General features: G+C 70.2%; 18 protein-coding genes and 1 tRNA gene. 9 read left to right on the top strand and 10 right to left on the bottom strand.

Features of this window, described 5'->3' with window-relative positions; translation table 11 throughout:
* Positions 1-82 precede the first annotated feature (82 nt).
* The 5 genes from ABT078_RS30840 (at position 83) to ABT078_RS30820 (ending at position 5,743) form a co-directional block, all read left to right on the top strand.
* A complete protein-coding gene (locus tag ABT078_RS30840; RefSeq protein ID WP_351233493.1) occupies positions 83-787 on the top strand; it encodes a helix-turn-helix transcriptional regulator in 705 nt (234 codons plus the stop codon).
* A gap of 699 nt (positions 788-1,486) precedes the next feature.
* Entirely contained in the window at positions 1,487-2,539 is a 1,053-nt protein-coding gene (gene galT, locus ABT078_RS30835; RefSeq protein ID WP_351233491.1) for a galactose-1-phosphate uridylyltransferase, read from the top strand.
* A complete protein-coding gene (gene galE / locus ABT078_RS30830; protein ID WP_351233489.1) occupies positions 2,536-3,504 on the top strand; it encodes a UDP-glucose 4-epimerase GalE in 969 nt (322 codons plus the stop codon). The genes galT and galE overlap by 4 nt, the downstream gene beginning before the upstream one ends.
* Positions 3,501-4,682 carry a galactokinase gene (gene galK, locus ABT078_RS30825; RefSeq protein ID WP_351233487.1) on the top strand — a complete coding sequence of 394 codons (1,182 nt, stop codon included), beginning with the start codon at positions 3,501-3,503 and terminating at the stop codon, positions 4,680-4,682. Before galE ends, galK begins: the two co-directional genes overlap by 4 nt.
* A gap of 287 nt (positions 4,683-4,969) precedes the next feature.
* Entirely contained in the window at positions 4,970-5,743 is a 774-nt protein-coding gene (locus ABT078_RS30820; RefSeq protein ID WP_351233563.1) for a LuxR C-terminal-related transcriptional regulator, read from the top strand.
* Here ABT078_RS30820 and tamR read toward each other — a convergent pair.
* Positions 5,702-6,199, bottom strand: a complete 498-nt coding sequence (gene tamR / locus ABT078_RS30815) for a MarR family transcriptional regulator TamR (protein WP_351233485.1) — start codon at positions 6,197-6,199, stop codon at positions 5,702-5,704. The genes ABT078_RS30820 and tamR overlap by 42 nt on opposite strands.
* Before the next feature lie 131 nt (positions 6,200-6,330).
* On the opposite strand from tamR, the gene ABT078_RS30810 reads away from it, so the two are divergent.
* A complete protein-coding gene (locus tag ABT078_RS30810) occupies positions 6,331-7,152 on the top strand; it encodes a trans-aconitate 2-methyltransferase (RefSeq protein ID WP_351233482.1) in 822 nt (273 codons plus the stop codon).
* Positions 7,153-7,170: 18 nt separating this feature from the next.
* Positions 7,171-7,545, top strand: a complete 375-nt coding sequence (locus tag ABT078_RS30805) for a VOC family protein (RefSeq protein WP_351233480.1) — start codon at positions 7,171-7,173, stop codon at positions 7,543-7,545.
* 102 nt (positions 7,546-7,647) lie between these two features.
* Here the strand turns inward: ABT078_RS30805 and ABT078_RS30800 are convergent, their stop codons facing one another.
* The 3 genes from ABT078_RS30800 to ABT078_RS30790 all read right to left on the bottom strand — a co-directional run bounded on the left by ABT078_RS30800 (position 7,648) and on the right by ABT078_RS30790 (position 11,318).
* Positions 7,648-9,327 (bottom strand): FG-GAP-like repeat-containing protein, encoded by a 1,680-nt coding sequence (locus tag ABT078_RS30800; protein ID WP_351233478.1) that lies wholly within the window; start codon positions 9,325-9,327, stop codon positions 7,648-7,650.
* A gap of 339 nt (positions 9,328-9,666) precedes the next feature.
* Positions 9,667-10,341: a TetR family transcriptional regulator gene (locus ABT078_RS30795; protein WP_351233476.1), complete on the bottom strand. Its 675-nt coding sequence runs from the start codon at positions 10,339-10,341 to the stop codon at positions 9,667-9,669.
* Positions 10,338-11,318, bottom strand: a complete 981-nt coding sequence (locus ABT078_RS30790; protein ID WP_351233474.1) for an acyl-CoA desaturase — start codon at positions 11,316-11,318, stop codon at positions 10,338-10,340. The genes ABT078_RS30795 and ABT078_RS30790 overlap by 4 nt, the downstream gene beginning before the upstream one ends.
* Before the next feature lie 213 nt (positions 11,319-11,531).
* On the opposite strand from ABT078_RS30790, the gene ppc reads away from it, so the two are divergent.
* Complete coding sequence (gene ppc, locus ABT078_RS30785) at positions 11,532-14,261, top strand: phosphoenolpyruvate carboxylase (protein WP_351233472.1); 2,730 nt, start codon at positions 11,532-11,534, stop codon at positions 14,259-14,261.
* A gap of 138 nt (positions 14,262-14,399) precedes the next feature.
* Here ppc and ABT078_RS30780 read toward each other — a convergent pair whose 3' ends face one another.
* The 6 genes from ABT078_RS30780 to ABT078_RS30755 all read right to left on the bottom strand — a co-directional run bounded on the left by ABT078_RS30780 (position 14,400) and on the right by ABT078_RS30755 (position 19,115).
* Positions 14,400-14,870, bottom strand: a complete 471-nt coding sequence (locus ABT078_RS30780; protein WP_351233470.1) for a hypothetical protein — start codon at positions 14,868-14,870, stop codon at positions 14,400-14,402.
* Between the two features lie 65 nt (positions 14,871-14,935).
* Positions 14,936-15,532 carry an aminoacyl-tRNA hydrolase gene (gene pth / locus ABT078_RS30775; RefSeq protein WP_351233561.1) on the bottom strand — a complete coding sequence of 199 codons (597 nt, stop codon included), beginning with the start codon at positions 15,530-15,532 and terminating at the stop codon, positions 14,936-14,938.
* 83 nt (positions 15,533-15,615) lie between these two features.
* Positions 15,616-16,218, bottom strand: a complete 603-nt coding sequence (locus ABT078_RS30770) for a 50S ribosomal protein L25/general stress protein Ctc (protein ID WP_351233468.1) — start codon at positions 16,216-16,218, stop codon at positions 15,616-15,618.
* 166 nt (positions 16,219-16,384) lie between these two features.
* Positions 16,385-17,359: a ribose-phosphate diphosphokinase gene (locus ABT078_RS30765; protein ID WP_351233466.1), complete on the bottom strand. Its 975-nt coding sequence runs from the start codon at positions 17,357-17,359 to the stop codon at positions 16,385-16,387.
* A gap of 117 nt (positions 17,360-17,476) precedes the next feature.
* A complete protein-coding gene (glmU, locus tag ABT078_RS30760; RefSeq protein ID WP_351233464.1) occupies positions 17,477-18,925 on the bottom strand; it encodes a bifunctional UDP-N-acetylglucosamine diphosphorylase/glucosamine-1-phosphate N-acetyltransferase GlmU in 1,449 nt (482 codons plus the stop codon).
* A 118-nt stretch (positions 18,926-19,043) separates the two neighbouring features.
* Positions 19,044-19,115, bottom strand: a tRNA-Gln gene (locus ABT078_RS30755).
* A gap of 399 nt (positions 19,116-19,514) precedes the next feature.
* On the opposite strand from ABT078_RS30755, the gene ABT078_RS30750 reads away from it, so the two are divergent.
* Positions 19,515-20,477, top strand: a 963-nt coding sequence (locus ABT078_RS30750; protein ID WP_351233462.1) for a sensor histidine kinase, incomplete at its 3' end; no start/stop codon positions are given.

Below are 20,477 nucleotides of genomic sequence, written 5' to 3'. Positions count from 1 at the left end.
CAACGTCGAACAAGCGTGTAGCTTGCCGGGTCAACAGGCTGGGGGCCGGGGGGCCGACTCCAGGGTATGGGGGGTTTGCTCGATGGGTGTGCGGCTCATGGTGGTCGACGACCACCGACTGCTCGCCGAGGCGCTCGCCTCGGCTCTGAAGCTGCGCGGGCACCGGGTGCTTGCCGCGGCGGCGCCGACGGCAGGGGCGGCGGAGCTCGTGGTGAGCAGGGCGCCCGAGGTGTGCCTGCTGGGGACGGCGACCCCGGCGGAGCCGGGGGTCTTCGACCCGATCGTGCGGATCAAGCGGGAGCGCCCGCAGGTGGCGGTGGTCGTGTTGGGACCTGTGCCGTCGCCACGGGGGATCGCGGCGGCGTTCGCGGCCGGCGCGTCCGGTTACGTACGTCATGACGAGCGCATCGAGGGCGTCGAGCGCGCCATGATCAAGGCGCGCTCGGGCGAGGCGGCGGTCGCGCCACAGCTGCTGCAGGGCGCCTTCACGGAGCTCCTGAACCCGACGGCCCAGCCGGACGACGAGGGCCAGCGGCTGCTCCAGATGCTCACTCCGCGCGAAGTGGAGGTGCTCGTACGGGTTGCCGAGGGCGAGGACACGCGTCTGATCGCCGTGGGCATGGGCATAGCACCCAGCACGGCCCGTACCCATGTCCAGCGCGTCCTGATGAAACTCGGCGTGGGCTCCCGTCTGGAGGCCGCGGCCCTGGCGGCCCGCACGGGCCTCCTGGACCGAGCCGCATCCCCCCTCCCGGGCCCCGCCCCCGCTCCGGACGACCACGCCTGAACGCAGCAGCTCCGGGACGACCGCGCCTCAGCGCCGCGACTCCGGGACACCAGGTCTGAACGCCGCGGCTTGGGCGACCGCGTCTGAGCGTCGTGGTTTCGGGGCGATTACGCCTGAACGTCCGAGCCCGGGACGACCGTGCCTGAACGTCCCGCCCCGGAGCGACTGCGCCTGAGCGTCGTGGTTTCGGGACGTTGCGCTCGAACGTCCGAGCCCGGGACGACCGTGCCTGAACGTCCCGCCCCGGGACGCTGCGCCCGAACGTCCCGCCCTGGAGCGACTGCGCCTCGGTGTCGCGGCTCCGGGACGACCAGGCCGAACGGCCCGTCCCGGCACGGCCTCCGCCCCGCCCGGATGGCCTCGCCCCCGTCGCCCGGCACAAGCATCGCGTCCCGGGACGTGCGCGGCCCCACCTGGATCAGGAGACCTGCGCCCGATCGTGCGCGGTCTCACCTGGGGCCCCGGGTGCTGCCTCCGGTCGGCCGTCGTCGCCGGGCGTACCGCCAGGCGTTCGGCGGCCGCCTCTGCCGTGACGCGCCCGCGCCACGGCAGAGGCCCCAGGCGCAGAGTACGGGGCAGTGGGCAGGGGGATCGGGGGCGGAGCCCTCCCACCGCACCACGCCGGGCATTGACGAGGCCTGTTCGCTCATGGTTCTTTGTGTGTGGTTCTGTTTGATGACATTCATGAGGAGCGCCGGTGTGAAGAAGACGGTGACCAGGCTCGCCGACGGTCGGGAGCTGCTGTACTACGACCGCCGCGACGACATCGTCCGCGAGGCCCTGGACCGGCGGCACCTCGACCCCGTCTCCACGGCCTCGGAGATCCGCCACGATCCGCTGCTCGGCGACGCGGTCGCCATCGCCTCCCACCGCCAGGGCCGCACCTACCACCCGCCCGCCGACGAGTGCCCGCTGTGTCCGTCCAGGGACGGCAGACTCAGCGAGATCCCGGACAGCGACTACGACGTCGTCGTCTTCGAGAACCGCTTTCCCTCCCTCGCCGGGGAATCGGGCCGCTGCGAGGTCGTCTGCTTCACCCCCGACCACGACACCTCCTTCGCCGGGCTCAGCGAGGAGCAGGCCGCCCTCGTGCTGGAGGTCTGGACCGACCGCACCGCGGACCTTGCCGAACTGCCGCAGATCAAGCAGGTGTTCTGCTTCGAGAACCGGGGTGCCGAGATCGGCGTCACCCTCGGCCATCCGCACGGGCAGATCTACGGGTATCCCTTCGTCACGCCCCGCACCGCCCTCATGCAGCGCTCGGTCGCCGAGCACCGGGCCGCCACCGGCCGGAATCTCTTCGACGACACCCTCGCGCGCGAGCTCGCCGACTCCGTGCGAGTGGTTCTCGAGGGCGAGCACTGGGTGGCCTTCGTGCCGTACGCGGCGCACTGGCCGTACGAGGTGCATCTGTATCCGCGCGTCCGGGTGCCGGATCTGAGAGAGCTGGACGACGCGGCGCGCACAGAGTTCCCACAGGTCTATCTGGAACTGTTGAGGCGCTTCGACCGGATCTTCGGCACGGGTGAACCGCCGACGCCGTACATCGCCGCCTGGCACCAGGCGCCGTTCGGTGACGGCGACGGCTTCCGGCGCGCGGACTTCGCGCTCCACCTCGAGCTCTTCACCGTCCGCCGCACTTTCGGAAAGCTGAAGTTTCTCGCGGGTTCCGAGTCCGGCATGAGTGTGTTCATCAACGATGTGCCGCCGGAGTCCGCGGCCCAGCGACTGCGAGAGGTAGCGAGCACGTGAGCAGCAAGTACCTGGTGACGGGCGGCGCCGGCTATGTCGGCAGTGTGGTGGCCGCGCATCTGCTGGAGGCCGGGCACGAGGTGACCGTGCTCGACGATCTGTCCACGGGCTTCCGGGCAGGCGTACCGGACGGCGCCACGTTCATCGAGGGCCGGGTCCAGGACGCCGCGCGCCTGCTCGACCCCTCGTACGACGGCGTGCTCCACTTCGCCGCGTTCTCGCAGGTCGGCGAGTCGGTCACGGACCCCGAGAAGTACTGGGTGAACAACGTCGGCGGGACGACGGCGCTGCTCGCCGCGATGCGCTCCGCCGGCGTCCGCAAGCTGGTCTTCTCCTCGACCGCGGCGACGTACGGGGAGCCGGTCTCCACCCCCATCACCGAGACCGACCCGACCGCCCCGACCAGCCCGTACGGCGCGTCGAAGCTGGCCGTCGACCACATGATCAGCGGCGAGTGCGCCGCGCACGGGCTGGCCGCCGCCTCGCTGCGCTACTTCAACGTGGCGGGCGCGTACGGCAGCTTCGGCGAGCGCCACGACCCCGAGTCGCATCTCATCCCGCTCGTCCTCCAGGTCGCCCTCGGCGAGCGCGAGGCGATCTCCGTCTTCGGCGACGACTACCCGACCCCCGACGGCACCTGCGTCCGGGACTACATCCACGTCGCGGACCTGGCCGAGGCGCATCTGCTCGCCATGGACAAGGTCACCGGGGGCGAGCATCTGATCTGCAACCTCGGCAACGGCAACGGCTTCTCGGTCCGCGAGGTCATCGAGACCGCCCGCAAGGTCACCGGACGCCCCGTCCCCGCGATCGCCGCAGCGCGCCGCCCCGGTGACCCTGCCGTGCTCGTCGCCTCGGCCGCCGCCGCCCACGAGCGCCTCGGCTGGTCCCCGTCCCGGGCGGACCTCGCCGGCATCGTCGCGGACGCGTGGGCCTTCGCGCGGGAGAGGGCGGCCGAGCGATGAGCGTCGTCGCGCGGCGGTTCGCCGAGCTGTACGGATACGCCCCCGAGGGCGTCTGGGCCGCACCGGGCCGGGTCAATCTGATCGGCGAGTACACCGACTTCAACGACGGCTTCGTGATGCCGCTCGCCCTGCCGCACCGGGCGGTCGCCGCGGTGGCGCGGCGTACCGACGGGGTCCTGCGGGTCCACTCGGCGGACATGGACCAGGGCGTGGTCGAGCTGGTGGTCGAGGATCTCGCGCCGGGTTCCGACTCCGGCTGGGCGGCCTACCCGGCGGGTGTGGTCTGGGCGCTGCGGGAGGCCGGGCATCAGGTCACCGGCGCCGACGTGCAGATAGCGTCCGACGTGCCCACGGGTGCGGGCCTCTCCTCCTCCGCGGCCCTCGAGGTCGTCACCGCGCTCGCCCTGAACGAGATGTACGGACTCGGCATCGAGCCCGATCGGCTGGCCGTGCTGGCCCAGCGTGCCGAGAACGCGTTCGTCGGCGTCCCGTGCGGGGTCATGGACCAGATGGCGTCGGCCTGCTGCACCGAGGGCCATGCCCTGTTCCTCGACACCCGGGACCTCACCCGGCGTCAGGTCCCCTTCGACCTCGCGGCCCACGGCCTGCGGCTCCTGGTCGTCGACACCCGCGTGAAGCACGCGCTCGGGGACGGCGCGTACGCACAGCGGCGCGCCGGCTGCGAGGCGGGTGCGCGGGCGCTGGGCGTGCGCGCGCTGCGCGAAGTCCCGTACGCGCAACTGCCGGATGCCCTCGGGCGTTTGACCGACGCCGCGCTCTCCCGGGAGGCGTCTCCCGGACCGGTCGACGAGATTCGCCGCTACGTGCGCCATGTCGTCAGCGACAACCACCGTGTCGAACGGACGATCGCCCTCCTCGACGCGGGCGATCTCCGCGGTGTCGGCCCGGTCCTCACCGAGGGCCATGCCTCGCTGCGGGACGATCTCCGGGTCTCCTGCCGGGAGCTGGACCTGGTGGTCTCCGTGGCGAACGCAGCGGGTGCGCTGGGCGCCCGGATGACCGGCGGCGGCTTCGGCGGCTCGGCGGTCGTCCTGGTCGAGGAGGACGCAGCGGACCTGGTGGCCAAGGAGGTCAAGGAGGCCTTCGCGGCGGCGGGTCACACCGCGCCGAGGGTGTTCCCCGCGGTTCCTTCGGGTGGTGCGTGCCGCATTCAGTAATGATCTCTGTCGACTTCTGTCTCATTCCGAAACAACAAGCACACGCCAAACACCCTGGCCAACCAGTTCTGCAAATATCCTTCCGCTCCTCACGCCCGGCCTTACTCTGATGCACAGCACCGGTGGGGGCCGGTGCTGTTCAGGGGGCGAGACAGTCGGGTACGTCGCCCGGGGCGGGGTAGCAGTCAAGAGCGCGGCGGCGGCCGTGGACTGCGTACCTCTCCATCCTCGGGCGCCGTACCCGCGCCATCCGGTCCTCCGCCGGAAAAGGGCAGCTGGGGGTGTCTGTGGTTCGTATCCGGGTCCTGGTGGTGGATGACCACCGAATCTTCGCCGAGTCCCTCGCCGCGGCGCTCGCGGCCGAGCCGGACGTCGACGTCGCCGCGGCCGGCAGCGGTCCCGCCGCGCTGCGCTGCCTGGAGCGCGCGGCGGCCGACGGCCGCAGATTCGACGTGATGCTCGTCGACGCCGATCTGGGCGTCGCCCCCGCACCGGCCGCCCCGGTCGTCGCGCGGGCCGTCCCCGACAACGGGGAGGGCGGTTTCGTGGACGGCATCTCCCTGGTGGCCGCGGTCCGTTCGGCCAGGCCCGCGGTCCGCTCCGTGGTGCTCGCCGAGAAGGACGACCCGCGCCGGGCAGCGCTCGCGCTGCAGGCCGGCGCCTCCGGCTGGGTCGCCAAGGACTGTTCGCTGCAGCGGCTGCTCACGGTGATCCGCGGGGTGCTCCGCGAGGAGACGCATCTGCCGCCCGCGCTGCTGACCGGCGTACTGCGGGAGCTGACCGCCGCGCGCAAGCACCGCACCGAGAGCGAGCGGCTCGTCGAGTCCCTCACCCCGCGCGAACGCGAGGTGCTGCGCTGCATGGTGGCCGGTCTCGGCCGCAAGGCGGTCGCCGAGCGCCTCTTCCTCTCCCCGCACACGGTCCGCACGCACATGCAGAACGTGCTGGGGAAGCTGGGCGTGCACTCCACGCTCGCGGCGGTGGCGCTGGCCCGGCGGGCCGGTGTGGGGCCGGCGGAACTAGCCGGGGATGTTGTCGAACGGGGCGGTCAGCTGGCGTAGCAGCGCGGCCAGTTCGCCCCGCTGGGCACGGGACAGCTCGCCGAGGATCGCGCGCTCCTGGGCGAGCAGTCCGGCGAGCGCCTGGTCGGCACGGTCGCGGCCCTCGGGGGTGAGGCGCACCAGCACCCCGCGCCGGTCGCTCGGGTCGGGCAGCCGCCCGACCAGACCCTTCTTGGCGAGCCGGTCGATCCGGTTGGTCATCGTGCCGGAGGTCACCAGGGTCTGCGTCAGCAACTGGCCGGGGGAGAGCTGATACGGAGCGCCCGCGCGCCGCAGCGACGTCAGGACGTCGAACTCCCAGGGCTCCAGGCTGTGCTCGGAGAACGCGAGCCGACGGGCGCGGTCGAGATGCCGGGCCAGCCTGGAGACACGGCTGAGCACCTCGAGCGGTTCCACGTCGAGGTCGGGGCGCTCGCGGCGCCATGCAGCAACCAGTCGGTCGACCTCGTCCTCCATGACGATCAGTGTAAAGGGTCTGTCGACATGAAGTCTCTTGACGTCAAGATATATTTCGATGGACTATTGGGCATGGTCGGGCCGGAACCCCGTTCCGCTTGCCTGCACCGTTCCAGTAAGGGGGCTCGAACATGCATTCCGCACCAACCTGGGATCCACAGCAGTACCTCCGTCATTCCGGCCACAGGACCCGCCCGTTCCTCGACCTTCTCGCCCGGATACCCGAGCTGCCGCACGGCACTCGTTCCCCGCGCATCGCCGACCTCGGCTGCGGGCCGGGCAATGTGACCGTCCTCCTCGCCGACCGCTGGCCCGACGCCCGAATCACCGGCTTCGACCTCTCCCCGGAGATGCTCGCCCGGGCCGAGAAGGAGTACGCGGGCACCACCTCCGGCGGCGGCTGGCTCGACTTCCGCCCCGCCGACGCGGCGCACTGGACGCCCGACGAGCCGTACGACCTGATCGTCTCCAACGCCGCACTGCAATGGGTGCCCAACCACCCCGAGTCGCTCCCCACCTGGATCGAGGGCCTCGCGCCCGGCGGCACGTTCGCCTTCCAGGTCCCGGGGAACTTCACCTCACCCAGCCACGCCCTGCTCGGCGAACTCTGCGACACGCCCCAGTGGCGCGACCGCCTAGCCGACCAGGGCCGCCGCTTCGTCCATGTCCTGGAACCCGCCGACTACCTCATGCGGCTCGCCGACCTGGGCTGCGCGACGGACGTCTGGGAGACGACGTACTCCCAACTCCTCGCCGGCGAGGACCCCGTGCTCGACTGGGTGAAGGGAACGGCGCTGCGGCCGGTCCTCACCGCCCTGGAGGGGGACGACGCCGCGATCGAGGAATTCCTCGGCCAGTACCGCGATCTGCTGCGCAAGGCCTATCCGCCCGGGCCGCACGGAACGGTGTTCCCGTTCCGCCGCATCTTCTCGGTGGCCCGCAAACCGCAGTAGACACGAGAGGGGGAACCGATGCTGACCGCAGTCGACCACGTTCAGCTCGCCGCGCCGCCGGGCACCGAGGACGCCTTGCGCGCCTATTACGCCGATGCCCTCGGCATGACCGAGATCCCCAAGCCCCCGGCCCTCGCCGCCAACGGCGGTTGCTGGTTCCAGGCAGGGGCCGTACAGCTCCACGTGGGCATCCAGAGTGACTTCCACCCCGCGAGGAAGGCCCACCCCGGCCTGCGCGTCAGCGGCATCGAGGCGTATGCCGACCGCCTCGCATCCCACGGCGCGAAGGTCGTCTGGGACCGCGACCTCCCGGGCCACCGGCGCTTCTTCTCCGAGGACCCGGCCGGCAACCGGCTGGAGTTCCTGGAGCCGGACGCCGAGCAGGCGCCATGACCGGTTCGCCGGGTTTAACCGCCCGGTCGGCGACCGGCCGGTCCCGTAGAAGGGACCGGGCCGACCGCCGACCGGGTCGTGCCGAGGACACTCGTCAGTGCGTCAGTGCAGGCCGGCGTAGGCGTTCCAGCCGGGGCCGATCTTCACCCGTGCCTTGAACGACCCGGTGCCGTTGGCGGAGTACCGCCACAGCGTCCCCGCGGAGTCCGTAGCGAGCAGGTCCGCCCGCCCGTCCCCGTCGATGTCACCCGGGGCCTGCAGCTTGTTGTAGGTGTTCCAGCCGGGGCCGATCTTGACCCGTCCCTTGAACGGCGCGGTGGCGCTGCCCGTACCCGCGTACAGATAGAGGTTGCCGCCGGAGTCACGGGCCACGATGTCGGCCCGGCCGTCCCCGGTGATGTCCCCGGCGCCGACGATCCGGTTGTAGATGCCCCAGCCGGAGCCCACGCTGACGCGGCTCGCGAAAGCCGTGCCCTCGCCGTTGCCGCGGTACAGGTAGAGCCGGCCGGAGCTGTTGCGCGCCAGCAGGTCGCCCTTGCCGTCGCCGCTCAGGTCGCCGGGGGCGAGGAGGCTGTTGTACTGGCCCCAGCCGGAGCCGATGGCGTAGGGCCCGCCGTCGCTTCCGGCGAGCTGGTAGTTGTAGAGCGTGCCGTCGAACACCTCGAGCAGATCGGCCTGGCCGTCGATGTCCAGCGACGAGGTGAAGACGAGCTTCCCGGCCCCTGCCCAGCCACCCGTGTCGCTCACCTGCTCGCGAGGGCTGAGCAGTCCGTTGTTCAGCGACCAGTACCAGAACAGCGTGCCCTTGGTGTCGAGCGCGAGCACCTCGCCCTTGCCGACCTCGGGGTTCCCGCCGGAGGAGGCGAACAGGGTCGCCACGTTCCAGCCCGTCCCCCACTCCACGCGCGGGGCCAGCAGTCCGGACCCCGTGGAGATGTACACGTACAGCGTGCCGTTGTGCGTCCGGGCGACGAGATCCGCCAGACCGTCGCCGTCGATGTCGTCGACGGTGAGGAGCTGGTTGTAGATCGCCCAGCCGCCGCCGACCTTGACGCGGGCCGCGAACGGCGCCGCCGTGTTGCCCGTGCCGGCGTAGAAGTACAGATCGCCGCCGGGCGTACGCGCGAACAGATCACCGATGCCGTCGCCGTTGACATCGTTGGCACCGACGAGCTGGTCGTACACGCCCCAGCCGGTGCCGACCTTCACACGCGGCGCGAAGGGCTCCACGAGCGAGCCGTTCGTCGTGTACAGATACAGCTCTCCGCCGGGCGTGCGTGCCAGCAGGTCCATCCTGCCGTCGCCGCTCACATCGCCGGGAACGGTGAGCTTGTTGTAGCCCTGCCAGCCCTTGCCCTGCCACACGGCGGGGCTCGCGCCGGTCGCGTCGTAGGACTCGTGGGTCGACAGCACGCCGTACGCGGAGAGCGTCAGCAGGTCGGACCTGCCATTGGCGTCCAGGTCGCCGATCGGCAGGATGTCCTTGAGCTTCTCGTCCGGGGCGCCATAGATGCCGTACTCGTTCTCGGTGTCCGAGTTGGACGGCGAGAGATACACGACGTCGTTGATGGCGCGGTAGAGGAGTTCGGTCTCGCCGTCGCCGTTCACATCGAAACGGGGCGTCAGCGGGCCCGCCGCGGCCGCCCCGGCGGAGCGGCCCTCCCGCTGTGCGGGGCGCGTCCAGGGCGTGAGCTCGGGCGCCGTGAAGTCGGGCGTGGCCCGCTCGACCTTCCTGTGCGGCGGCACGGGGGTGTCCGCCGACGCCTGGCCGGTCAGCACCATGCCGGCCGAGAATGCGAGTGCAGTGCAGGCAGCGATCCGCCGGGCGCGTCTCATGCGCGCGCCGCCGGAGCGGCCGGATTCCACTGAAGACAAGGCCCCCCCTGGGGATGAGTGGTGGAACCGGTCGAATCATGTCCGCAGAAGCTTCATCTTTGAACTGGATGAAGGCCGGACTGTTCCCGGAATGCCATGGACCCTACAAGGGGGGGACCTGCGAAAACAGGGGGTCGGAAGGCGAACAGGAGCTTACGAGAGGGGTGCGAGAGCCGGGAGAAAACTGAGGAACCCGGGAAAACTGAGCAACCTCAGGGCCCGCTGCGACCGTGCGGCCGGACCGCCTCAGCTCTTGCGGTGCCCTATCAGCCGCGGCTTCTGCTCCAGACCGTCCAGACCGTGCCACGCCAGATTCACCAGATGCGCCGCGACCTCCGCCTTCTTCGGCTTGCGGACGTCCAGCCACCACTGGCCGGTCAGGGCGACCATCCCCACCAGTGCCTGTGCATACAGCGGCGCCAGCTTCGGATCGAAGCCGCGGGCCTTGAACTCCAGGCCCAGGATGTCCTCCACCTGCGTGGCGATGTCGCTGATGAGCGAGGCGAAGGTACCCGTCGACTGGGCCACCGGCGAGTCACGGACCAGGATGCGGAAGCCGTCCGTGTACTTCTCGATGTAGTCGAGCAGGGCGAACGCCGCCTGCTCCAGCAGCTCACGCGGATGGCCGGCGGTGAGCGCGCCCGTCACTATGTCGAGGAGCTGCCGCATCTCGCGGTCCACCACGACCGCGTACAGACCCTCCTTGCCGCCGAAGTGCTCGTACACCACCGGCTTGGAGACCCCGGCCTTCGCCGCGATCTCCTCGACCGACGTGCCCTCGAACCCCTTCTCGGCGAAGAGTGTGCGACCGATGTCGAGCAGTTGCTGGCGGCGCTCCGCCCCCGTCATGCGGACTCTGCGCCCGCGCCGGGGCTTGTCGCTGCTGCTGATACCGCCGTCGATCGCCACGTCTTCAATCATGCCGCTTCTGCGGCCTCCGTCTTGCGCCGGGCTTCGATCCGGTCCGCGCTCGGCCAGCGCACGTCGTACGCCCAGCCCAGCAGCTCGAACCAGCGGATGATCCGGGCGCTGGAGTCGATCTGCCCGCGCATCACACCGTGCCGCGCGCTGGTCGGGTCGGCGTGGTGCAGGTTGTGCCACGACTCGCCGCACGACAGCACCGCAAGCCACCACACATTGCCCGAGCGGTCACGCGACTTGAAGGGACGCTTGCCCACCGCGTGGCAGATCGAGTTGATCGACCATGTCACGTGGTGCAGGAGGGCGACGCGGACCAGGGAACCCCAGAAGAACGCGGTGAAGGCGCCCCACCACGACATCGTCACCAGACCGCCGACCAGCGGCGGGATCGCGAGCGAGACGATCGTCCAGTAGACGAACTGGCGGGACACCGCCCGGATCGCCGGGTCCTTGATCAGATCCGGCGCGTACTTGTGCTGAGGCGTCTGCTCCTCGTCGAACAGCCAGCCGATGTGCGCCCACCACAGGCCCTTCATCAGCGCCGGGACCGTCTCACCGAAACGCCACGGCGAATGCGGGTCGCCCTCGGCGTCCGAGAACTTGTGGTGCTTGCGGTGGTCCGCCACCCAGCGCACCAGCGGGCCCTCCACGGCCAGCGACCCCATAACCGCCAGCACGATCCGCAGCGGACGCTTCGCCTTGAAGGAACCGTGCGTGAAATAGCGGTGGAAACCGATCGTGATGCCGTGGCAGCCGATGTAGTACATCACCACCATCAGGCCGAGATCGAGCCAGCTCACGCCCCAGCCCCAGGCCAGCGGCACCGCCGCGAGGAGGGCGAGGAAGGGCACCGTGATGAACAGCAGCAGGGCGATCTGCTCGATCGAACGCTTCTTTTCTCCGCCGAGCGTGGCAGCAGGCAGGTCGGATTCGGACGGCTTCCGGGCGTCGTCGATCACATCGGGACTTGTGGTCATGGGGTGGCCCCTGTGGGGTGAGGAGTGCGAGTGATCCGGGCTACGGATCCGTAACCTACGGCGTCGTAAGTATGTCAGCGCGACGCCTCGCGGCAAGAGGGCTGTGGACAACGGCGCGTGAACGGACACCTATCCTTGGTCGCGTCGGACAGCGCGGTCCGCAAGCCTCCGGAAACCTCCAGACGTGCTCAAACACTGCAAGGAGCCGCACCTGTGAGCAGTGCCGACCAGACCTCATCCGCCAGCGCGGAGCTGCGCTCCGACATCCGCCGACTGGGCGATCTGCTGGGCGAAACCCTCGTACGGCAGGAAGGTCCCGAGCTCCTGGAGCTCGTCGAACGTGTACGAGCCCTCACGCGCACGGACGGCGAGGCCGCCGCTGAGCTGCTCGGGGACACCGACCTGGAGACCGCCACGAAGCTCGTCCGGGCGTTCTCCACGTATTTCCATCTTGCCAATGTCACCGAGCAGGTGCACCGCGGACGCGAGATGCGCGAACGGCGCGCGGCCGAGGGCGGACTGCTCTCGCGCACCGCCGACATGCTCAAGGAGGCCGACCCCGAGCACCTGCGCGCGACCGTGCGGAACCTGAACGTGCGGCCCGTGTTCACCGCGCACCCGACCGAGGCCGCGCGCCGGTCCGTCCTCAACAAGCTCAGGCGCATCGCCGAACTCCTCGAGACCCCGGTCATCGCCGCCGACCGGCGCCGGCACGATCTTCGGCTCGCCGAGAACATCGACCTCGTCTGGCAGACCGACGAGCTCCGCGTCGTGCGCCCCGAGCCTGCCGACGAGGCCCGCAACGCCATCTACTACCTCGACGAGCTGCACCAGGGCGCCGTCGGCGACGTCCTCGAGGATCTCGCCGCCGAGCTGGAGCGCGTCGGCGTCGAGCTGCCGCCGGGCACCCGCCCGCTCACCTTCGGCACCTGGATCGGCGGCGACCGCGACGGCAACCCGAACGTCACCCCGGACGTCACCCGCGAGGTGCTGATCCTCCAGCACGAGCACGGCATCACCGACGCGCTGGAGACAATCGACTCCCTGCGCGCCCTGCTGTCCAACTCGATCCGGTACGCCGGAGCCACCGAGGAGCTCCTCGCCTCCCTCCAGAACGACCTGGAGCGCCTCCCGGAGATCAGCCCCCGCTACAAGCGGCTCAACGCCGAGGAGCCGTACCGCCTCAAGGCCACCTGCATCCGCCAGAAGCTCGTCAACACGCGCAAGCGCCTCGCCAAGGGCACCGCCCACGAGGAGGGCCGCGACTACCTCGGCACCGCCGAGCTGCTGCACGACCTGACCCTCATCCAGACGTCGCTGCGCGAGCACCGCGGCGCACTGGTCGCCGACGGCCGCCTCGACCGCACGATCCGCACGCTCGCCGCCTTCGGCCTGCAGCTCGCCACCATGGACGTACGCGAGCACGCGGACGCCCACCACCACGCGCTCGGCCAGCTCTTCGACCGGCTCGGCGAGGAGTCCTGGCGGTACGCGGACATGCCGCGCGACTACCGGCAGAAGCTGCTCGCCAAGGAGCTCCGTTCGCGGCGGCCGCTGGCCCCGAGCCCGGCGCCGCTGGACGCCGCAGGAGCCAAGACCCTCGGCGTGTTCGCGACCGTCAAGGAAGCCTTCGAACGCTTCGGGCCCGAGGTCATCGAGTCGTACATCATCTCGATGTGCCAGGGCGCCGACGACGTCTTCGCCGCCGCCGTGCTCGCGCGCGAGGCCGGGCTCATCGATCTGCACGCCGGCTGGGCCAAGATCGGCATCGTGCCGCTGCTGGAGACGACCGACGAGCTGAAGGCCGCGGACGTCATCCTCGACGGGATGCTCGCGGACCCCTCCTACCGGCGGCTCGTGTCGCTGCGCGGGGACGTCCAGGAGGTCATGCTCGGCTACTCCGACTCGTCGAAGTTCGGCGGCATCACCACCTCGCAGTGGGAGATCCACCGGGCACAGCGCCGGCTCCGCGACGTCGCCCACCGGTACGGGGTCAGGCTGCGGCTCTTCCACGGCCGCGGCGGCACCGTCGGCCGCGGGGGCGGCCCCACGCACGAGGCGATCCTCGCCCAGCCCTGGGGCACGCTGGAGGGCGAGATCAAGGTGACCGAGCAGGGCGAGGTCATCTCCGACAAGTACCTGATCCCGTCCCTGGCCAGGGAGAACCTGGAGCTCACGGTCGCGGCCACGCTGCAGGCATCCGCCCTGCACACGGCGCCCCGGCAGAGCGACGAGGCCCTCGCGCGCTGGGACGCGGCAATGGACACGGTCTCCGACGCGGCGCACGCGGCGTACCGGCGGCTCGTGGAGGACCCGGACCTGCCCGCGTACTTCTTCGCCTCGACGCCCGTCGACCAGCTCGCCGAGCTGCACCTGGGCTCGCGGCCCTCGCGCCGCCCGGACAGCGGGGCGGGCCTGGACGGGCTGCGGGCCATCCCGTGGGTCTTCGGGTGGACGCAGTCGCGGCAGATCGTGCCCGGCTGGTTCGGCGTCGGGTCCGGGCTCCAGGCTCTGCGGGACGCGGGCCTCGACCCGGTCCTGAAGGAGATGTACGGGCAGTGGCACTTCTTCCGCAACTTCATCTCGAACGTGGAGATGACCCTCGCCAAGACGGATCTGCGGATCGCCCGGCACTACGTCGACACGCTGGTGCCGGAGCACCTCAAGCACGTGTTCGCCACGATCGAGGCGGAGCACGAGCTGACGGTGCAGCAGGTCCTGCGGGTCACGGGCGGGGAGAAGCTGCTCGACTCCAACCCGGTGCTCCAGCAGACCTTCTCGATCCGTGACGCCTACCTGGACCCGATCTCCTACCTCCAGGTCTCGCTCCTCGCCCGGCAGCGCGAGGCGGCGGAGCGGGGCGAGCCGACGGACCCGCTGCTGGCGCGTGCCCTGCTCCTGACGGTGAACGGCGTCGCGGCGGGCCTCCGCAACACGGGCTGACGCCCGGCCCCTGCCGGCAACACCGCCGCCCGGCGCCGGAAAGGCGCCGGGCGGCGGTGTTCTCGCGTCCGCACCCCTCGGTGACAACCGGGTGGGTGGTGCATTGCTCCGGCCCCGGCCCCGCGCGGGCGGCCCCGATCAGAGCGCGAAGAACGCCCCCACCAGCAGGGCACCGCCCGCCGCCGCAGTGCCCCAGGCGATACGCCTCCACCGCAGCCCGCCACCGATCACGCACGCCGCCAGAAGGAGCGCGCCGCCGAACGGCACCCAGGCGTGCAGCGCACCGGACCAGCCCGTACGGACCACCTCGTCGGTGCCGGGCTTGACCACGACGGAGAGCTTCGCGCCCTTCGTGACGGCGACCGAGCGGTCGATCGTCATGCCGGCGCGGGACGCCTCGGGACCCTCGGGGTCGTACGGGCCCGTGCACGTCTCCTCGCCGCAGCCGGCGACGGTGAGCGTGCCGTGCTCGCGGCCCTTCGCGAGCAGGACGTGCTGGGCCGTCGTCCAAGAGGACCAGGCGCCGGCGACGAGCAGGAGCAGGGCGACCAGCACCATGGCCGCACGGCGGCCCTGGTCGAGTATCCGGCCGGAGGAGTTCCGCTTCATATGGCGCGATCCTTCGGCAAGCGACCGCGCTGGGTCAACCTCAGGCCAGTGGTATGTGGGCCTTGTCAGGAGTTGTACGCACTCTGCGCCCGCTCCAGCCCCTCCGTCACCAGACACTCCACCGCATCCGCCGCCCGGTCCACGAAGTAGTCGAGCTCCTTGCGCTCCGCCGCCGAGAAGTCCTTCAGCACGAAGTCCGCGACTTGCATCCGCCCCGGCGGACGGCCGATCCCGAACCGCAACCGGTGATAGTCCGAGCCCATCGCCTTCGTCATGGACTTCAGCCCGTTGTGCCCGTTGTCCCCACCGCCCAGCTTCAGCCGCAACGTGCCGTAGTCGATGTCCAGCTCGTCATGGATCGCAACGATGTTCGCCGTCGGCACCTTGTAGAAATCCCGCAGAGCCGTCACCGGACCACCGGAGAGATTCATGTACGACATCGGCTGCGCGAGAACCACCCGGCGGTTCGCCGGTCCGGGAGCGCCGATCCGCCCCTCGAGGACCTGCGCCTGCGCTTTCGCCGCCCGCTTGAACGTGCCGCTCATCCGCTCGGCGAGCAGGTCGGCCACCATGAACCCGACGTTGTGGCGGTTCGCCGCATAGCCCGGCCCAGGATTGCCCAGGCCCACGACGAGCCAGGGGGCGGATGCGTCCGTCCTCATCTGCTGCATGTCTCCTTCATACGCCACCGCCCCCGCACCGGACGGTGCGGGGGCGGTGGCGAGTCGATCGGCTACCGGGAGGCTCAGGCCTCGGCGGCGGCCTCTTCGCCCTCGGCCTCGGCCGCGCCCTCGGCGGTCGGCTCCTCGGCCTGCGCGGCCAGGACCTGAAGGACGACGGCGTCGTCCTCGACGGCCAGCGTCACACCCTTGGGCAGCGGGACGTCCTTCGCCAGGACGGAGGCGCCGGCCTCCAGGCCCTCGACGGAGACGGTGAACGACTCGGGGATGTGGGTGGCCTCGGCCTCGACCGGCAGCGCGTTCAGGACGTGCTCCAGCAGGTTGCCGCCCGGGGCCAGCTCGCCCTCGGCGTGGACCGGAACCTCGACGCTGACCTTCTCGCCGCGCTTCACCAGCAGCAGGTCGACGTGCTCCAGGAAGCCCCTCAGCGGGTCACGCTGCACGGCCTTCGGGATCGCCAGCTCCTTCTTGCCCTCGATCTCCAGCGCGAGCAGGACGTTCGGGGTACGCAGGGCCAGCAGCAGCTCGTGACCCGGCAGGGTCACGTGGATCGGGTCGACGCCGTGGCCGTACAGAACGCCCGGAACCTTGCTCTCGCGACGGATGCGGCGCGCGGCACCCTTACCGAACTCGGTGCGGGCCTCGACGGCGAGCTTCACCTCGGACATGTGCACTCCTCGTATGCAGAAACGAACGGTGGCCGTTACCCGGCCACGACTGGCCTGCTACGAAGAGCGCGTCGATAACGGACCGCCGTACCGAAACAGGTACGGCCTCCCTCGCCGAGCAACCCGATGAGTCTACCCGGAGGGAGGCCGCAGCCTAAATCGATCTCTACTGCTCCTCGAACAGGCTCGTCACCGAACCGTCCTCGAACACCTCACGCACCGCGCGCGCGATCGTCGGAGCGATCGACAGGACCGTGATCTTGTCCAGCTCCAGATTGTTCGGATCCGGCAGCGTGTCCGTGAACACGAACTCGCTCACCTGAGAGTTCTTCAGCCGGTCGGCCGCCGGACCGGACAGCACACCGTGCGTCGCCGTCACGATGACGTCCTCCGCACCGTGCGCGAACAGCGCGTCAGCAGCGGCACAGATCGTGCCGCCCGTGTCGATCATGTCGTCGACCAGGACACACACGCGGCCCTCGACATTGCCCACGACCTCGTGAACGGTGACCTGGTTCGCCACGTCCTTGTCCCGGCGCTTGTGCACGATCGCCAGCGGCGCGTCCAGCCGGTCGCACCAGCGGTCGGCGACCCGCACACGGCCGGCGTCCGGCGACACCACGGTCAGCTTCGCACGGTCGACCTTCGCACCCACGTAGTCCGCGAGCAGCGGCAGCGCGAACAGATGGTCCACCGGGCCGTCGAAGAAGCCCTGGATCTGGTCCGTGTGCAGATCGACCGTGAGAAGGCGGTCCGCGCCCGCGGTCTTCATCAGATCCGCGACCAGACGGGCCGAGATCGGCTCACGGCCACGGTGTTTCTTGTCCTGGCGGGCGTAGCCGTAGAACGGGAGGATCACGGTGATGCTCCGGGCCGAGGCCCGCTTCAGCGCATCGATCATGATCAGCTGTTCCATGATCCACTTGTTGATGGGAGCCGTGTGGCTCTGCATCAGAAAGCAGTCCGCACCACGGGCCGACTCCTGGAAACGCACGTAGATCTCGCCGTTGGCGAAATCGAACGCCTTGGTCGGCACCAGGCCGACACCCAACTGGTGTGCGACCTGTTCGGCCAGCTCGGGGTGGGCGCGGCCGGAGAAGAGCATCAGCTTCTTCTCGCCGGTCGTCTTGATCCCGGTCACAGCACTGTCTCCTCAGACGTGTAGCTCTGCTGCTGATCCGCCCGTCCCTTGTGCGGCGAGCCAGCCGAATCATGTGCACGTATCACGGTACGCCGAGATTGACGCACCTGTTTTCGGTCAGCCCTCGCCGTTGAGCAGCTTCCCTGCCTCCGTGGCAGCCTGTGCCGCCGCGCTTCCCGGACGCTTGCGAGCCACCCAACCCTCGATATTCCGCTGCTGGCCACGGGCCACGGCGAGCGAACCGGGCGGCACGTCCTTGGTGATGACGGAGCCCGCCGCGGTGTACGCGCCGTCCCCGACTGTGACAGGAGCAACAAACATGTTGTCCGAGCCCGTCTTGCAGTGGGACCCGATCGTGGTGTGGTGCTTCGTCTCACCGTCGTAGTTCACAAAGACGCTCGCAGCGCCGATGTTCGTGTACTCGCCGATCGTCGCGTCACCGACATACGACAGATGCGGCACCTTCGTGCCCTCACCGATCGTGGCGTTCTTCATCTCCACGTACGTACCGGCCTTCGACTTCAGGCCGAGCTTCGTACCGGGACGCAGGTAGGCGTACGGGCCGACGGACGCCGACTCGCCGATGACCGCGCTCTCGGCCACCGTGTTGTCGACCCGGGCACCCTTGCCCACCGTCGTGTCCCTCAGCCGGGTGTTCGGGCCGACCTCGGCGTCCTCCGCGATGTGCGTCGCACCCAGCAACTGCGTACCCGGATGGATCACCGCATCCCGCTCGAACGTCACCGTGACGTCCACCAGCACCGACGCCGGATCGACGACCGTCACGCCGGCCGTCATCGCCCGCTCCAGCAGCCGCTCGTTCAGCAGCCTGCGCGCCTCGGAGAGCTGCACGCGGTTGTTGATACCGAGAATCTCCCGGTGGTCACCCGCCACGGACGCGCCCACGCGGTGACCGGCCTCGCGGAGAATCCCCAGCACATCCGTGAGGTACTCCTCGCCCTGGCTGTTGTCCGTACGGACCTTGCCCAGCGCGTCCGCGAGCAGCTGCCCGTCGAACGCGAACACACCCGAGTTGATCTCCTTGATGGCCCGCTCGGCCTCGGACGCGTCCTTGTGTTCGACGATCGCCGTCACCGCACCGCTCGCCGCATCGCGCACGATCCGCCCGTACCCCGTCGAGTCCGGCACCTCCGCGGTCAGCACGGTCACGGCATTCCCGTCGGCGGCGTGCGTCGCGGCCAGCGCCGTCAACGTCTCACCGGAGAGAAGAGGGGTGTCCCCGCACACGACGACCACCGTGCCCTCGGGCGTCCGCCCCAGCTCCTCCAGGGCCATCCGCACGGCATGCCCCGTGCCGTTCTGCTCGGCCTGGTACGCGGTGCGCGTCCCCGCGTAGTGCGTGGCGAGGTGCTCCTCGACCTGCTCGCTCGCGTGGCCGACGACCACGACGAGCTGCTCGGGATCCAGCTCACGGGCGGCGGACACGACATGCCCGACGAGCGAGCGCCCGGCGATCTCGTGCAGAACCTTGGGGGTCTTCGACTTCATGCGGGTGCCCTCACCCGCTGCGAGGACGACGACGGCGGCCGGGCGGTTGGCGCTCACGGAAATGCCCTTCGGCTTCGGTGCTTCGGCTGGGGGACACCCGAAGGATACCGGTGCGTTTCAGGGGTGAAATGAGGGCGGGTCCTGACCGTGGAGGTCAGGACCCGAACGTGCGATGCTCCCCCGTCAGGACTCGAACCCGAACAGATGGCACCAAAAGCCACAGTGCTGCCAATTACACCACGGGGGACGGTGACCGACTGAACCGGACATTCGGTCAGGTCGCCGGATCGGCACCCAACACTATGCCGTACCAAGCGCCTTCTACGCGACGGTAGGGATCGGCGCTCTTGGTGGTGTGGACGGCGAGGCGGCCACGGTGGTCGCTGTGGAGTCGGTCACGGATCCGGCGGAGACCGAGGCCTGCCCTGTGCAGTGCGAACGCTTGTTTGCGGAGGCCTTCGATGCCGGCGTACCCGCCGGTGGCGGCGTCATGGGCAAAGGCTCATGACGAATGCGAACGTTCGGGTCGAAAATCTGGTCGATTCACCAGTTCGGGCGGCGGGTGTGCGTTGCGTTTATGTTCGATGACGTTTCGTGCTGCTGCAGTCGCCGAAAATCGGTCGCGGGCTTCCGTAGGCTGGAAGACATGACCACAACGGGGGCACACCAGGACTCTGCGGGCGACAGCGCCCGCTCCTGGCTGTGGTGGGGGCGGCGGCGCAGTGCGGTGCTGGACGTGGGGCTCGGTCTCGTGTCCGCGGTGGAGTGTGCGCTGGAGGGGGTCCGGTTCGCGGACACGGCTGCGTTGCCGGTGCCGGTCGGGGTCGTCTTCGGGCTGATCGCCGGATCGGTGCTCGTGCTGCGGCGGCGGTGGCCGGCGAGTGTGGTGCTGGTCTCGATCGCGGTCACGCCGGCCGAGATGGGCTTCCTGATGGGGATCGTCGGGCTGTACACACTCGCGGCCTCGGAGGTGCCTCGGCGGATCACTGCGGCGCTGGCAGGGATGTCCCTGGTGGGGACGTTGATCGTGACGTTCGTACGGACCCGGCAGAACGTGGCGTCGGCGGACTTCGATCCGGGGCTGTGGTACGTGCCGCTGGTGTCGGTGGTCATGTCGATCGGACTGACCGCGCCGCCGGTGCTGTTGGGGCTGTATGTGGGGGCGCGGCGGCGGCTGATGGAGAGCCTGCGGGAGCGGGCGGACAGCCTGGAGCAGGAGTTGTCGCTGCTGGCGGACAGGGCCGAGCAGCAGGCGCATCTGGCGCGTACGGAGGAGCGGACGCGGATCGCGCGCGAGATGCATGACGTCGTGGCGCATCGGGTGAGTCTGATGGTGGTGCATGCGGCGGCGGTGCAGGCGGTGGCGTTGAAGGATCCGCAGAAGGCGGTGAAGAACGCGGCCCTGGTCGGTGACATGGGCCGGCAGGCGTTGACGGAACTGCGGGAGATGCTGGGTGTGCTGCGGGCGGGTGAGGCCGTGGTGGCGCGGGCGGCGGAGCCGGTGCCGCTGGCCGCGGTCGGGGTGGCTGCGGCGGCCGCGGCCGCGGCGGCCGCGCCCGACGACGACGCGCTCGCCCGCTTCGTACGTGACGCGAAGCGCACCGCGGTG

The organism is Streptomyces sp. NPDC002133, from assembly GCF_040296405.1.
In the GTDB taxonomy this organism is placed as follows: Bacteria; Actinomycetota; Actinomycetes; order Streptomycetales; family Streptomycetaceae; genus Streptomyces.
This window is presented reverse-complemented; position numbering and strand designations above follow the sequence as displayed.